Origin of the sequence: Endozoicomonas sp., assembly GCF_031844845.1 — a bacterium.
Taxonomy (GTDB): domain Bacteria; phylum Pseudomonadota; class Gammaproteobacteria; order Pseudomonadales; family Endozoicomonadaceae; genus Endozoicomonas.
In genome coordinates, this window is sequence record NZ_JAVRMB020000437.1 from 1 (window position 1) to 14902 (window position 14902).

General features: G+C 42.4%; 12 protein-coding genes. 10 read left to right on the forward strand and 2 right to left on the reverse strand.

The features are described 5' to 3' along the window. The first annotated feature begins 399 nt into the window (after positions 1 to 399). The 3 genes from RM811_RS24010 to RM811_RS24020 all read left to right on the forward strand — a co-directional run bounded on the left by RM811_RS24010 (position 400) and on the right by RM811_RS24020 (position 4793). Positions 400 to 648, forward strand: coding sequence for a hypothetical protein (locus RM811_RS24010; protein ID WP_402529402.1), 249 nt, complete (start codon positions 400 to 402; stop codon positions 646 to 648). A gap of 492 nt (positions 649 to 1140) precedes the next feature. Beyond that, positions 1141 to 2277 (forward strand): ISKra4 family transposase, encoded by a 1137-nt coding sequence (locus tag RM811_RS24015; RefSeq protein ID WP_402529404.1) that lies wholly within the window; start codon positions 1141 to 1143, stop codon positions 2275 to 2277. A gap of 578 nt (positions 2278 to 2855) precedes the next feature. After that, positions 2856 to 4793 carry a hypothetical protein gene (locus RM811_RS24020; RefSeq protein WP_402529406.1) on the forward strand — a complete coding sequence of 646 codons (1938 nt, stop codon included), beginning with the start codon at positions 2856 to 2858 and terminating at the stop codon, positions 4791 to 4793. 447 nt (positions 4794 to 5240) lie between these two features. On the opposite strand, the gene RM811_RS24025 is transcribed toward RM811_RS24020, so the two are convergent. Next, on the reverse strand, positions 5241 to 6359 hold the full coding sequence (locus RM811_RS24025) for a hypothetical protein (RefSeq protein WP_402529407.1): 1119 nt from the start codon (positions 6357 to 6359) through the stop codon (positions 5241 to 5243). Between the two features lie 443 nt (positions 6360 to 6802). Between RM811_RS24025 and RM811_RS24030 the strand changes: the two genes are divergently transcribed. The 4 genes from RM811_RS24030 to RM811_RS24045 all read left to right on the forward strand — a co-directional run bounded on the left by RM811_RS24030 (position 6803) and on the right by RM811_RS24045 (position 9419). After that, a complete protein-coding gene (locus RM811_RS24030; protein ID WP_402529410.1) occupies positions 6803 to 7114 on the forward strand; it encodes a hypothetical protein in 312 nt (103 codons plus the stop codon). Between the two features lie 433 nt (positions 7115 to 7547). Further along, positions 7548 to 8663, forward strand: coding sequence for an ankyrin repeat domain-containing protein (locus RM811_RS24035; RefSeq protein ID WP_402529413.1), 1116 nt, complete (start codon positions 7548 to 7550; stop codon positions 8661 to 8663). Between the two features lie 29 nt (positions 8664 to 8692). Then, positions 8693 to 8842: a hypothetical protein gene (locus RM811_RS24040; RefSeq protein ID WP_402529415.1), complete on the forward strand. Its 150-nt coding sequence runs from the start codon at positions 8693 to 8695 to the stop codon at positions 8840 to 8842. A gap of 166 nt (positions 8843 to 9008) precedes the next feature. Continuing rightward, on the forward strand, positions 9009 to 9419 hold the full coding sequence (locus tag RM811_RS24045; RefSeq protein WP_402529417.1) for a hypothetical protein: 411 nt from the start codon (positions 9009 to 9011) through the stop codon (positions 9417 to 9419). A 201-nt stretch (positions 9420 to 9620) separates the two neighbouring features. Here RM811_RS24045 and RM811_RS24050 read toward each other — a convergent pair whose 3' ends face one another. Beyond that, positions 9621 to 12935, reverse strand: a complete 3315-nt coding sequence (locus RM811_RS24050; protein ID WP_402529418.1) for a hypothetical protein — start codon at positions 12933 to 12935, stop codon at positions 9621 to 9623. Positions 12936 to 13489: 554 nt separating this feature from the next. Between RM811_RS24050 and RM811_RS24055 the strand changes: the two genes are divergently transcribed. The 3 genes from RM811_RS24055 (at position 13490) to RM811_RS24065 (ending at position 14481) form a co-directional block, all read left to right on the forward strand. Next, positions 13490 to 13633 carry a hypothetical protein gene (locus RM811_RS24055; RefSeq protein ID WP_402529421.1) on the forward strand — a complete coding sequence of 48 codons (144 nt, stop codon included), beginning with the start codon at positions 13490 to 13492 and terminating at the stop codon, positions 13631 to 13633. Between the two features lie 95 nt (positions 13634 to 13728). Next, a complete protein-coding gene (locus RM811_RS24060; protein WP_402529423.1) occupies positions 13729 to 14172 on the forward strand; it encodes a hypothetical protein in 444 nt (147 codons plus the stop codon). Between the two features lie 84 nt (positions 14173 to 14256). Then, a complete protein-coding gene (locus tag RM811_RS24065) occupies positions 14257 to 14481 on the forward strand; it encodes a hypothetical protein (protein ID WP_402529426.1) in 225 nt (74 codons plus the stop codon). Positions 14482 to 14902 lie beyond the last annotated feature (421 nt).

The following is a 14902-nucleotide window of genomic DNA, read 5'->3' on the forward strand; positions in this document are numbered from 1 at the left end:
TTATCTTCATATAAAAAATTCTTTGTTTCATTTTAACATATTACATTTTTTTTTTTAAGATGTGTATAAGAGACAGGTCTTGCACCATCCCCGATTTCCACACGTAGAGTGGCGTACACGGCGAGTCCCGGTATGCATTCCCACGCAGAACCCGAGGACTCGAGAGCCTAAAGGCCTAAAAGCGTGGGAACGAGAAATCTGGTTGAATGGGAGCGATTTTTTCACCTTGTCAGATGACTCCCATACTGCTGCTATACTGAACGCTCCTTTCCCGGGAGGTGTTATGGCGGACGACCTGTTTAACCAATTAAAAAAATAGGCATTGATGATGATCTGGCCTGTAAGGTCAGTGCTTCACTTGACCCGGACTATAATGCCAGTAAAAAAGATGTGCTAATTATGCAAGAGGCGATGCTTCAAGTTCAGGCTCGAACGGATGATCGCTATCATGAACTTCAGGCTCGAACGGATAGTCGCCATTACGAGCTAAAGATTGAAATGATCAAAGGTTTTTCAGATATCAGAAAAGAAATAACCGATGTGCGCACTGAAGTAGGCTCCATGCACCGGCAATACTGGATTACCTTTGGCGGACTGATTATTACTATTGCCAGCGTTCTGGCTATTAACTGGTACTATCACCTATGAAAATGAGCCTTCGGGAAAAACTGCATTGCATCATGATTGGTGCTTTCTGGACAGCCTTGTTTTTTGTCGTCTTTTTTATGTTTCTTCAGTTGGTCCGTTAAGAAAACCTGTCATCGCTATCCCGGTTACCGTTGCAGGCATTGCCCGGTCTCGAATCCTGGGTGAATTATGAACCGGGAAAACAGGAAAGTTATTTTGTGATAAATCCTGAATAAGGATCAGGGTTAATAAATACCAGCAGTTTTTACAACAATGCCCCTAAAGGGATAGCCGCCAATCTGTCAGAAAATGGTAAAACCCTGTCACCGTTATAAACGACAACACCCTGCTGAATGCTTCCGGCTTTAATTAACATATCCAATGTTGAGAACATATTTTTTTGAATGGTCATCGTCGCTTTGACTTCAATCGGGTGTTCAGCCTGATTAATGTGAGATAAATCAGATCATATAAGCTACTTTTACGACAGTATTAACATAAAGTTTTTCTGCCATGTCTGCTTCTATCATTTCTACACAAAGCGAAGAAACCCAAATCCTTATCACTATCCAGCATGGACAATCCATGCTGGAGTTTGAGGAAAGTCTTCAAAGTGAACTCAATGCAGCCGGTACTCTCGCAATGGGCCAGCAGCTGGAATATATGGATACGGATGGATCACCTATCACCATTGGTTCTGTTTGTATGAGTTGTAAACGCAAAAAAGAACCCAAGGTTTATGAAACACAGTGGGGAGCTGTCAAAGTCGCACGCAATGTGTACCAGAGTAATAAGGGTGGCGGGACCTTTTGCCCTTTAGATCAAAATGCGCGAATTATTGTCAATTCCACACCGGCCTTTGCTCGTATGGTGAGCTGGAAATATGCACAAATGGCAGCCCCCCAGGTTGAGCAGGATCTCTTGCAAAATCATGGCAGAAAGAGCAGTCGTGCAACGCTTCGGGATCTCGCTGATGTAGTGGGCAGTGTTGCTCAAATCAAGGAAGAAAAATGGACATACGACATTCCTGAATTACCCAAGCCGGTAGCTACCGTCGCGCTGGGGCTTGATGGTGTCAATCTGTTGTATTACGAAGGCTACCGAATCGCCATGTGTGGCACCATTACGCTTTATGATGATGAAGGTGAACGTCTTTACACCTCTTATTGTGCGGCGGCTCCCGAGTATGGAAAGAAAACGTTCACTACTCGTTTTTCAGCAGAAATCTGCAAAGTCAAAGAGCGTTTTCCTGATGCTGTCTACGTCGGTATTGCGGATGGAGCACCCGATAACTGGACGTTTCTTGAGCCTTTCACATCGTATGATGTACTGGATTTTTATCATGTTTCTGAGTATATCGCTGAAGCCGCCGAAGCATTGTATCCGGGTAAAAAAATGGTGGGAGAACGCCATGCCTGGTTGAAAGAAACATTGCATAAGCTGAAGCACAATGAAGGTGAGGCGAAGCGATTGCATCGGAAATTAGAGCGGGCATCTCCGGGCAATAATCGCATAGCCTCGCTTGAAAAGCTGCTCAAGGCTAGAACGTATTTTAAAAATCACCGGCATCAAATGATTTATCCTGAAGCATTGGAGAAAAAGTTGCCGATAGGTTCCGGCGTAACAGAAGCGGCATCAAGACGTTGGTGAAACAAAGGATGTGTCGTTCAGGGATGCGCTGGAAAGAGCAAGGAGCATCAATGTTGCTGACATTAAGGACTCTTGTCTGTTCAACTGGATATTAGGATGAATTCTGGTCAAAAATGAGCCGCTATGGCTATCCGGTTTCACACAACCTTCCTGTGTAACATTAATCAGGCAGCATACCCGCTGAATAGTTACATTATTTGTAACTATTCAGCACCTATATCTTGTGTTGTTCAAATAGACAAACAACTACATATTGATTAATGGGGTTTCAGTACCTGTTTATTTTGGTGCGTTTTAGGAAAAATAAAGTGGATTTATAGTTCTGTTGATCAATATGTAGTGCTTAGACCATTTGAGCAGCACAAGATGTGCTCAAAGGGGTGCTGAACAGTCACCATTATTTTTATCGTTTGAATACGACAGATTAATGGTAAGTGGATAGACCGAAGCATACAAGCCCCCTCCTCGTTGCCTAAGGGATAGTCTATAATCTTCTGTCTTCTGGCAAATTATTGCTCTGAATTGTATTCAGTTGAAGTGAAGAAGGTTACCGGTAATGTTTTCTGAAGAGGTAGTTTATGGATTCTTTACGTCATTACGCTGAACAAGCAATTAATAATCTCAACGAATTTCCTGGTCTGATGCGTACCAACTATGACGAATCAGCCACCTTTGATTCCAAGCTGGTCAAAAGAGCGACTGCACGGATTTATATAGGTGGGGGGGTGGGTGGCTGTAACTTTATTGCCAGTCTTATAAAGTCAGAAACGCCAAACCCAATAAGAGAAAGGGGGGTAGGTGTTTTAGTGGTTGATAATTCATCAATTCGGAAGCTTCATACTACTCAAGTAGAAGGGCAGTCTTTGCTCAAAAAATTACAGGAACTTGGGGTTGAGCTGATTACCACAAAAAAGTTATTGTCCTTCTATCGTAAGAAAAATAAACCGGTAACTGACCTTAAAGACATTTATTCTAAAATAAATAAAATAAGGTTTTCTTCTCCTGTTAGTCCACAGTATGATCATCTTACAGAACAACAAATAAAAGATGTTGCCGAGATTGGAAAAAAAACATTGTTGTCAGAGAACTACAAATACCTTATTCCCTGGTATTTATGTGAAATCAATAATGTTGATGTTGTTGCCGTTATGGATCTTGATGTCAAGGCACCACTGATACCACAAAATATAGATTCGGGTTGGCTAAATGGCAGGAAACCCCTTACTTTAAGTTTTTGGTTAGACAGTAAATATACTCCCAATCACCATGCTACCGCTCATGGAAGCGCTCATATCATTGATGGTGAACTGATCCCTCTCTTCCTGCAAATGAATTCTTTCGATTTTAAGGTAGAATACTCTTTTTTTGAAGTAGATAAAGATCGTGCTGAAAGTTATGCGGATGGTTTGTATGAATGTTTTTGGGAAAATAGATATAAAGATGTGAAACTTTCTTTCCTGTTAAGGAATGGATCTGATGTTTTTGTATTTGACTCGAATGACAATAAAGGTGCTGGATTTGAGGTGTTGGAAGTTGAGTCTTTAACGTTTATGGGAAATGATGCAAATGGAAAAAGTTATTTGTATTCTAACTTTCTTGATAATAAACCTTCACTATATAAACTTATGCTGGGGAATCATAACTATTGCTCAAGACAACTACGAATTAATGAAATAGTTCGAGAGTTAGAAATATTTAATTTTGGAGATAAAATAACAGTATGTAAAGAAATACAGTCTGGTGATAACAGTAAAATACAGACAATGAATTACTGCAGTGACATATTAACAAACAGTCATGACAAAAGAAAAATTAGCTTTGATCAGGGCCAGATTCTTGTGGTTGGCGAATACGATTCTCTCAAAGTGTTATCAGGCATGATTAGCTCGCCCTGCAGTCAATGGGACGAAGTTTATACAATCTGTCACCATAATTGGGATATTGATAACGTAAATCATGCCGAGGTTATCGTACCTTGTTTGGGGCAGGGAAATATCTCTTTAGAGGTGCAGGATAATGTGGTAATTGCTATACCCATCAACCATGACGCAATTCCCCTGACGGAAGAACAGTCGATCAATCACAGGTTACTTTCTCCCCCTGAAGCGGCACCCAGTTATCGCATGCATTTCGCAGGCGGAATCTTTTGCGGTGCGGTCTCGTATTTAATGGATGAAGTGGCGGATAAAACAGTATTGCGTCGGTGTCCGAAAATACGTCCAATATACCAGTTCGGTCGAAACGTCCTGTTTGGAGGCTTTGCCTTCGGCTCTCTGCAGACGGCTTTCAGTCATGTGTCTAACCGATGGTTTTCTCAAGAACCCCGCCAGTGTTCGGCTGGTAGCTGGCAACAATCGGTCATCAAATTCTGCATGAACAACACATTGCTTCTGATACCCGTTACGCAAGGGGCAGTGCTGCCTGCGCTCTGTTCCATGGCGGGAGCTATGTCTGCCCAGGTTGCACTGCAATCCTTAAGCCAGCGTCTGATGACGTCTGAAAAAGCGGGTCAGTAAGAAGAGAAATAGGACATCCAGTGCGCCGAGATAAATCTTTTCGGGTACTGCATAAAAAACAATACTATCAGGCTGATAAGAAGCTAAAGGAGGAACAGAAAAACCGGGGTCAGGTCTTTCATTGTGCATATCCATTGCCGTTTAATAAAATTGAAATAAAAACCAGTTCGTAAGTATTCGAAATAAAAGGCCCACCATCACTACTTACAATGAGTTAATGTGCAGAATATGTTACGCACGATGAAAGACCTGACCCCGGTTTTTGCAATGAATGGATCAGGCTGGCAGAAGATCAGGCCAGTGAGTTATTGGAGCGTGCCGGAACCATAGCGCATGGAAACTGAAGATTGATCAGCTGTTTCAGAAATGAAACAGATCAGCAAGGCAGGGGCTGAAAATAAGCCGGAATAACAGAACTTGCCGTTAACCTGACAAAAACAGGGACAACTATGTTCGCTCACTACTGCTTCTATATCGCACGTTCCCTCCTCTCTCTTCACAGTATTGGAAAGCCGTTTTATTAGTCAATGCTTCTTGATCTTGATCCCAGAGCAAGCTAAATGGCCTGCACCCGGAACTTTCTTCCATGCAATGTTGAGACGATTCGGATATCCAGGCAGGGGTATTGGTGATGTTTCCGAGACCAGTGGCAGAAACCCCGGTAATTCCTATATGTCCTTTTCTTAGATTTTTTATAAATGGATTCTTCAAGGAACGACCAAAGGTAAGGCGAATTTTATTTGTGATGATTTCATTGAATGATATGGACTGAGTCTGAATAGTTCTGAATTTACTCTGGGTAAAACTAGAGCTATCTATCGAAAAGTTACCTAACGACTGCCACTCATCACAGCAGTTTCTGTATCCAATTTCAGTTGTTTCACTCATATAAATGCCTTCATAGAACGCAATATCAATTGAACCAACTCTTTGGTGACCGTTAAAACTCAGTGTTGCAGAGCGGTTTGTTGTTTCGTCCTTTAAGATCCAATAGGTGAATGCATTCTTGTCTATAAGCGTCTTCGCCAAAAAAGAATCAGACACAGCGGGAGCATTTGTTTCAGCATCGACAAAAGGGATGTCCACCTGTACTACTTTCTGATCATTATCAGCACTAAAGTTTTTGACACAGGTCAAATTTAACCCTGCGTCATTACAGTCGGCGAACTGGTAACTGGCTGGTATTGCTGTTGTAACGGGGTTTGGAAAGGTCGTAGAGTTTGGAGTGGCAGATGGTGCGAGTGTTATGTTTCTATTGGTCAGAGCCACTGAAGCCACGCTCCCCACCGCTGCAGCTATTCCGGCATAACCACCTATGAGTGCTCCCGCAACTATAATGCCCACCCCCGTAGATACAGCTTTGTGTGTGAGTACAAAATGCTTGAATCTGTGGCAAGGTCCCCTGTGGGGCTCTTCTCCTTTTTGGGAATCCTTCGAACCAACTGAGACATAACTGCCGGAGCGTTTTTGGGATTGAGGTGTGCCTTCTTCTAATCGTAATGGTGTTGATGATAATGGGATGTTTTGCATTTTTTGCATGTTTTGCATGTTTTGCATGTTTTGCATGTTTGAATCACTGATGTTGATGATAATAGGATGTTTTGCATGTTTGAATCACTGATGAGACAACATCGAATAACAAAAGTTCCGCCGAATGAGACCGCAACACGCAACAGATTTTTTGTATTTGTTTGGCCATAGAAAAAGATTTGCACTTAAATTGAACAAAAGTTAGGATATTTTTCCATGATGGAATAAAACCCGATCAATCATTTCCTTCAGTTAAATCCTTCAAAGAAACTCGCTCTGATGCGGGGTTTTTTTATGTCCATGGATGGACTGTATCCCGGTAACGCACAACTGCATGGATGCAGGAGGTAGAGCAACGCAGGAGCAGTTGCCGAGGAGCAGTTACCGGGGCATGCTTTTTCCCCTGAAGCTGAACCGTAAGTGCTCAAAAACCACTGGTATGAGGCAAAATTTCGCATAGTCGTCTACATTTCTCACCCATGACTTTTCCTTTTAATATTCCAGATAATCCAAAAGACGACTTGGTCAGGAAACTGCTGGAATATACGACAAACCTTGAGAAGAAAATCACTCTGGTTCTTGAGGATAATCGCTGTATCAGTGAGGATAATACCTGTCTTCTTGAGGATAATACCCGACTGAGTGGGCGAGTGACTGATCTTGAGAATGAAATCCATCGTCTTAAGGGACTCAATTGTAAACCAGATATAAAACCCAATACCAAGCCACCGGAAACGCCAGAGAGCCCAAACTGGGGTCCAAACTGGGGTCAGGTCTTTCTTCTTGAATAACCATTGTCGTGACCCCAGTTTTTTGACCCCAGTTTTTTGTTATCCGTTAATTTTGAGCAGTTTTGAACTATTCCTGTATGGGAAAGCCTAAGGTTTTGTGTTTTCCAGCGTCAAAGAGAAAAACATGTTCCCCTCAGCATCATCTGCAGGATCAGGATATCCATTGATTCAGCCCCCGAAGAAGCAATCAGCTGAATTTGAAGGTAAAAAAAACGCTCATGAATCCTCTCAGGACAAACAGGTAAATCGTAAGCTTGAAGACTCAGCAGGTGTACTTAGGCACCGGCCCTCGGCTTTCAAGAGCTACAGAGATTATCATCAACAAAACGATCGCAATGTTCAGCTCGCCTTGTGGCGGAATGGGTACATGACATCGCTAAAACCGTTATCATGCCCAGCCCTGAAGCCCTTGCAACACAATGAAAATCCCTTAATGTCCACCCTAAGAACAGGTGCCGGAGTCCCGTTGGATGAAAGAAAAGTGACACACCCTGAGAAACGCAATAAAGCAATACTGAAACCTACTGAGCCTGCACTGGACATAAACCAGCAGTTTAATGAAAAAGGCCGTAATAAATTACATCAGGCATTGCTGGATGAGAACCCTGCTTTTATAAGAAGTTTACTGGTCGATGAGAAGATGGACCCCAATTCAACATGCTCATCCAGTTTCATTCCTTTGTTTTATGCGTATCAACGTCTAAGCGAAGGCGGAGGCCTTGAAAAGGTTAAGATCTTACTCGAACATGGGGCGGATCCAGACAAATCCTGGGCAAATCCTATTGGTACAGGAGACTGCAGTCTTTTACATTTTCTTGCTACTTTTTCTCAGGAGAGGCTTGATCTGGATACAGAGGCTCTGGTAGAGACTCTGGTAGAGACTCTGGTTAAGGGTGGAGCGAACCTCGAAAGGCTTAATTATGACGGGAAAACCCCACTATATGATGCGGTCAATTGGAACAAATATCCCATGGTAGAGCTTCTGTTACGTTTGGGGGCATCTGTCAATATTGATAAGCCGGGGGAGATAACGCTACTGGGTAGAGCGATCATGCACGACAACCTCGAAACTGTCCTGAAACTGGTTGAGTATGGAGCGGATCCGAACGAAACTGAGGAGAACGATTTTATGCCTGTGCTGTTTTTTGCCCTAAAGCGCAACTGTGAACGTTTAGTAGCACTGGTGGTTGAAAAAGGGGGAGATCCCAATATTAAAAAAGACGGCCTTTCTATGTTGTTACTGGCTCTTATCTTTGATGGTATGGACATGGTCAGGGCTTTTATTGTTCATGGTGGGGAGTTGGGTAAGTGGAGTGATCTTAACGACACGGCAAAAAAACAGGTATCTGAGGAAGAATTTAACAAATTTGAACATCGGGTTTGCTCCCTGAAAATTGAGGTAAATAAAATCCCCTTGACTCTCAAAAGTCAGTGTCTCAGACGAATATTGTCATCAGGAAGGATCCCTGATAAGAAGTCTTGTCCAATGGCGTTGATTGCCCTGCTTCAAGATCCCAAAACGTATAGGCATGAATATAATCGAAGGTAGCTGCGCCATGGATGAACCAATGAAGTGAGATGATTGCTAAAGCCATCAACAGCGATGGGGAAGAGGAGATCTTCAAACGGGGTAAGGAAGGGAACTACGGAAACCCTGCACAAGTACAATCTGGCCAAAGAGCCGGTGCTGTTTACCCAGTCTATGGCTATATTGAAGAGCACTATTGATTAACTGATTAACGCCTCCTTAGGTTGGAACACTACGTCTTGGCTATCTGACAGAGCACAACGACGTCACGAAGAGCGTGAGCAAAAAAAACTCATTAAACGCTGGCAGAAAAAGTTAAACTACCAAGAAGATGGCTTTAAACACAGGCCTGTCGGGTTGGAGACGGTGGGCCTGCCCAAGCTATCAGCGATCATTACTGAACTTGCGTTACCGCTTTATGGCAAAGACGCCTCTGAAGGAGAGATGAAATCTGTGCTTAACATCGTTTGTGGTTGCTGGAACCTGGGGCCATTTTCGGAAGACGATCGCGCTAAACTCCGGCCTCTGCTGATTGCCCCCTGGCTTGATCACTTTGTTGACCCCGGTGGAAAACTGAAAGAAGAGGTGGATCGAATCATCCAGGTAAGAGCGACCGATCATGTGCATGATCCAAGATTTATTCTCAACTACAAACTGGAGCCCTTTGGCGATGAGAGAAGCGATAAAAGACTCCTGCAAATTGTCAGTTTCCCCATGCCTCCCACTGATTTTAAATCTGCTGCGATGAAGAACTTGTCCTCTGCAATGGAAGCCTGATTCTGTAATAAAACAACGGAACAATCATCACGGGCAAGGCCATCATACAGGCGCTGAACAAGCGTAACGGGAAAGCTTCTCAGGACGACACGGACTACACTTCATATGGTTAAATTTGTGGGTGTCCCAAACTCTTCACCAAACTCTTCACAAACTCTTCACAAACTCTTCACATATCAAGGCATAACTGAATTTTATTAATCAATCTAATTCGTCCATAGACGTGGAAACATCGGGAACTACTGACGGCAAGAAGTAGCCAGTACACATACGGACCAAGCCTTTAACCAGCGTCGTTAGTGGCAAGATACTAGCGTTGAGGCCAAGGTTTTGTTTTCCAAAGGGGTTAGTAAAATCTTCCGGAAATAATTTTTTACAGGGCGTGTCGTCTGGATAGAGTTTTTCGCAGAATCGCCAGTTTTCAGAGATATGATGGGCGTAGCAGTTGGCAGGGTTACTCACCGGTGGTGCAGCAGGGTTGTTTTCAGTACTGCTGATGAACGAAGCCCGCGCTTTCTTTGTAGCCGGTTGTTGTGCCGTAAAGTAAAGCATCTCCTCGACAGCCCGGTTTAACCATTTAGCGTATTCTTCGTTATTAAGCTTCATCAGGGTCTGAAGCTGACATCTCCTATCCCGGGGCAGCAGACCCTCGAGCATTTCATTGGCCGCTTCTTCTATAAATTGTCCGGCGGCTGTAACAGCCCCCGGATTACAGTAATGATAATCGCTGGAATTATGGTGCAAACGCGCATACATCAGGCAGACTGCCAGCATATTTTCACAGAGCGTATTGGCCATAATAATCCGTTGCATAACCTGGGGAGGGTGGGAGTAGGCATAGACATCCTTTATCTTAAAGAATTCCTTTATTTTGGCAAAAAACTCAAAATCACCAATGTCTCGCAGGCCATCGTAGCCAAAATCAGCACGCTCTGTGGCAACACTGTTCCAGGCACCCAATGTTCCGGGAAGCTCCAGATGAATGGAGCCTGCCGGTCGACAAATGTACCCCAGCATAGAATGTAGCATGATCCAGCGCCGGTTTGATTTTGTATCATGAAAAGCAGGCAGTGTACTGGTAAACAATAAACCCATGCGAGCCCCCCGGCCGATGTCATGAGAGGCCTTAAGCAACCCCTGTTCAGCCCGGTAGAAAGGGTTACTGTTGTCATCCGGAGTATGAGCGTAGTCTGAATACTCACGCCTTGCCTTGTAGCAATAGATATTGACAAAACGCTCACCATTTTGGTCCGTTGTTATTTCTACCTTGTCATCAAAATGATCGATCAGATCACATGGTAACTGATTCAATGACAGTCTGATAAAACGGTGATCTTCTGGCCATTGGCTTTTAAACGGCTTGACGGAAGCGGGACTGCCTTCGTTCATTTTTTCAAAAAACTGATGGGTTAATCCCTCCCGGCTCAGAGTGTCAAGAGGTTCACCTTTGCGGTGGAATTTGTAATGCTGAAGAAGTTCATTACCCTGGCTACCGGAAGCTATACGTGCCGTGCGACCACCACAGATTTCCAGGGGTTCAGTGAGCAGGGCCTCTTCGTTTGAACTTGGAGAAAATATTGGGACTGCCTGGTGAAGCGCCTCCATAAGCTGCTTACTGATATCAATATCCGGGGGGGTAAAAGTCGCATTGGTGTAACAGGCAAAAAGCAGTTCTTCAAGATAGGGATTCTCGGTACGCCAACTGTTAAAAGGGCTCACCGGCTTGTAAAGCTCCTGGTTAGCGGTTGGGATAAAAGAAGGGGCGACAGGGCGAAGGATGGAATCAAGCAATGCTTTTTTGATATTATTTTTAAAAGGATGATAAAAAAACAGATGATTTCTATTACCGATAGTCAGAAGCGACAATCTTTTCGCTGACTCCACCGATAAATGGGGAGATGCCAGGGGGAGGTAATATTGGCTATCCGGGCATTGCTTCAAAACCTCTTTTTGGAAACGCTCAGATATAAATATTATAGCTTTGGGGGTCTGCTGGCAGCAAAGTATGGATTCACTCAGTGTTATTTGGTGCAAATCTGGTAGCCAATTTTTAGCAAAGGCTTTTTTTATAAAATCGTCATAGTCAATACTTTCTTTAAACACTTTTGGCATATCATTGAAGATTATGATTGCTTCGTAATTCGCATCAAAAGCTTTTAAAAAACGTTCCCTGGTTTGGTATTTTTTTGGAATAACAGTCAGTGCCTGGTAATCACTCTGACAGGCGAGATCACATAGTTCACGATATTTTCTGTTATATTTTTTCCTTAGCGCAATAGGGAAATATCCTATTGCAAGGCCATCACATTTAACTATTGTTTTGAATAATATGCATAACTCCTTTGAATTTCGTTCTAATAGTTCTTCTGGAATCTCTTCAATTATCCCAGCACAATTCAATAACGCAACCTTGCATACTTCCCAGTCATACTGTAATTCATGATGAAGATTATTATATAACGAACCTTCCTGCCTACAGGCCTGTATGGCCAGGCTCTTGTTAATTCTAAGGTGTTCAGGAATGTTCTTATACTCATACCATGATTTATTAATGGCTCGTTCACACAGATCTATTTTGACTTCCTCCTTAAAAACATTAAATCTGATATATTTAAGCGTATCTCTATTTGCATTATCACAAACGACTTGGCAAAGCTTCTGATAAAAATCTACATTGGCTTCAATTCTATCATCTTGAAAATAACGAATATTTCTCGCGTTATAACTACAAGCGAGTTCCCAAAGTTTGTCTGTTTTTATATTTTCATCCAACAAGTCTTGATATACGGCGTCTTTGAGAAACATATTGACAACAAGTTGTTGATATTTTTCAGGAGAACGCTTTTTTATTGTGTTTGGCATTGCTCTTATTAACTCAGGGTTTTCAGGTAAGATCGCTTCCCAAACATTCCAGTCATTTGTTAAAAACAAGGGTAGTTCCATTTTTAAAGAACTTTTCCCCTTGATAGCTAATATCCACATCTCACTGGTTTGGTTAACCTCCGGAACGCTGTATATTTCCTCGGGGTTTCTTTTTATCGCAGTGATCCACATCTCGTCCGTAATGCATTCTACGGGGATTTTGGAAATAAATAGCGGCCAGCGAGCAATGATTTCGGCATAGCTGGTGCTATCGGGAGCATTGTTGATCAGCTCGGTCACTACTTTTTCTTCTTTGGCACACATAGTATCTTTATCGGGAATAATGGCCCCGCATAAATGCATTACCTCTATCCATTGTTCTTTGGTCAGGCTCGGTAATGGCTCTCCGTAGATAATCAGTTGCTGCAATGTCGTTCTTACCACTGGATCAATATCATTGGTCTTATGGGATATCCTCATTTTATTTATGGACTTTGATATTGATGGTATATAATTTTCTGTAGCATCCTCCCCGCGGGGCAGTTTTCTTTTTGTTGATTCAGCAGTTTTAACCGGATGGGAAGACTGACCACGGCCCGTTAAGTCCGGTGTTTCCTGTGAAACGTATTGGGTAGTGCCTAATATAAAATCCATTTTTGTTCACCTTTTATTTTATTTTTTGCAATTGCGCAATTACTTTCCTGATTACCACTAAACCTCCACCATCACACAGAAGACCTCTGTGCTTGGCTATGTTGTCGTTAGTGGTTGGAATATTCGCAATCCATTATTCTCAGAGCCCAGTGTGGGAATGTTAGTATTAAGACCTATTATATAATCAGGAAATAGTAATAGCAGGTTTAGTTATTATTCACTAAATATGTTCTCGACACTGTTTTTAAATTAGATGGATATAAAATATTTATTATTTATATTGAAATCACTGCCAACCATTAACGGCAACATAGCCTCTGTGCTTGGTTAACAAGGCCTGAGCGTGGTTTGTCTCATATTTTGAACTTTGAACATTGAATCGGTATTATTAAGAAACGGCTTGTCCACAATTTAGACCACCAAAGCAAGAAAAAGTTTCAATCTTTGGTTTGGAAAAAAGAATAAAGAAAGAATAGGACATCCATAGAACTACCAATACACTTCAATATGGTTAAATTCATGGATTCTCTGAGGCCATTGCCCTGAGTGGTATTGTGGATGCCGTTTTCTCCACTTCTATCGCCCTGGAAAAAGGTCAGGAAATCACCCGGGACATCGTTCAAAATGGGCATGAAACCGGGGTCAGGTCTTTCATTGTGCATAACTTATATCGTTCATTGATTCGTTGTGAAGAATGATGATAGGTCTTTCATTGTGGTTAGATATCAGTTACTTCGAATGCTTAGGAAGTGGATATTTGTTTAAATTTTATGCGGCAGTATATATATGCACAATGAAAGACCTGACTCCGGTTTTTCATGGTCCAGCAAGAAAAGCCTGTGGGTTGGTCACGAACCTTCATAAGTCTGGAAAAGGTTTACACCTTTATTTGGCTGACAATGAAAGCATCTCTGTCCCGTTAAGAATGATTAAAGATAAAGTCACTCCTAAAGTGGGTGATTATCTTGCCATTTCTATCGCTGGAGATGGTGATGAAAAAATGGTTCTGTCCGCTGAAGTGACCGCTGTCCAAGCATTACGGGGAGTCGAAAGTATACAGGATGAATTACGTGTAACCGATAAAGGTTTTGGGTTTGTCGGAGAGACTTTTATCCCTCCCACCCTGATCAGGGAAGGAATGGATAGACAAATGGTCGAAGTGTTGCGTTATAAAGATTTTGACAAGAAAAAAGGAAAGATAGGCTGGAGAGCCTTGTCATTGGATGTTTGTAAGTGATCTCGGAAGACCGATTAGAACAATTCTGCCTCGAATGGTTTCAAACACTGAAAATCATCTGACAACAACTAGTAAGGAAAGACCATGAAATTGGATGAATTTTCTGTTGATATTATCGGCAACACCTCCACTAGGGGCGGCTACGTCATGATGGAGCACAACACTCAATATCAATTACTACTCATTAACTACTGCAACCACAAATGTGATGCTGCCATTGAAATCGATGGAGGCTTAATCGGCACAAAACCGGGGTCCACAAAACCGGGGTCAGGTCTTTCATTGTGCATAACTTATATCGTTCAGTGATTCGTTGTGAAGAATGATGATAGGTCTTTCATTGTGGTTAGATATCAGTTACTTCGAATGCTTAGGAAGTGGGTATTGTAACTATTTGCTGATCCCATACAGTTTTCCCAATTACCAAGGGCTGTAGCGATATTGAACTATAGTTTATTTCTCTGTAGCCCTTGGTAATCAAGGACCTATATGGTTTTACCAAATAGTTACTGGGTATTTGTTTAAATTTTATGCGGCAGTATATATATATGCACAATGAAAGACCTGACCCCGGTTTTTCTCGGTTTTTCACTGGATTTCAACGAATGATTTCAGTTCTCAAGTGTCATGACACCGTTGATTGTAGCTATAAACAGGGTGTCATGACATAGGGATAGAGTCATTGGGAGGCAAGGCTTATCAGCTTAGCTAAGGTCAGCTCGGAACTTTT

Excerpts from the sequence above, each read along its gene's own strand:
- RM811_RS24050 (WP_402529418.1), bottom strand. The coding sequence starts at position 12,935 with ATGGATTTTATATTAGGCACTACCCAATACGTTTCACAGGAAACACCG.
- RM811_RS24010 (WP_402529402.1), top strand. The coding sequence starts at position 400 with ATGCAAGAGGCGATGCTTCAAGTTCAGGCTCGAACGGATGATCGCTAT.
- RM811_RS24065 (WP_402529426.1), top strand. The coding sequence starts at position 14,257 with ATGAAATTGGATGAATTTTCTGTTGATATTATCGGCAACACCTCCACT.
- RM811_RS24030 (WP_402529410.1), top strand. The coding sequence starts at position 6,803 with ATGACTTTTCCTTTTAATATTCCAGATAATCCAAAAGACGACTTGGTC.
- RM811_RS24020 (WP_402529406.1), top strand. The coding sequence starts at position 2,856 with ATGGATTCTTTACGTCATTACGCTGAACAAGCAATTAATAATCTCAAC.
- RM811_RS24040 (WP_402529415.1), top strand. The coding sequence starts at position 8,693 with ATGATTGCTAAAGCCATCAACAGCGATGGGGAAGAGGAGATCTTCAAA.
- RM811_RS24035 (WP_402529413.1), top strand. The coding sequence starts at position 7,548 with ATGTCCACCCTAAGAACAGGTGCCGGAGTCCCGTTGGATGAAAGAAAA.
- RM811_RS24015 (WP_402529404.1), top strand. The coding sequence starts at position 1,141 with ATGTCTGCTTCTATCATTTCTACACAAAGCGAAGAAACCCAAATCCTT.
- RM811_RS24060 (WP_402529423.1), top strand. The coding sequence starts at position 13,729 with ATGAAAGACCTGACTCCGGTTTTTCATGGTCCAGCAAGAAAAGCCTGT.
- RM811_RS24025 (WP_402529407.1), bottom strand. The coding sequence starts at position 6,359 with ATGCAAAACATGCAAAACATGCAAAACATGCAAAAAATGCAAAACATC.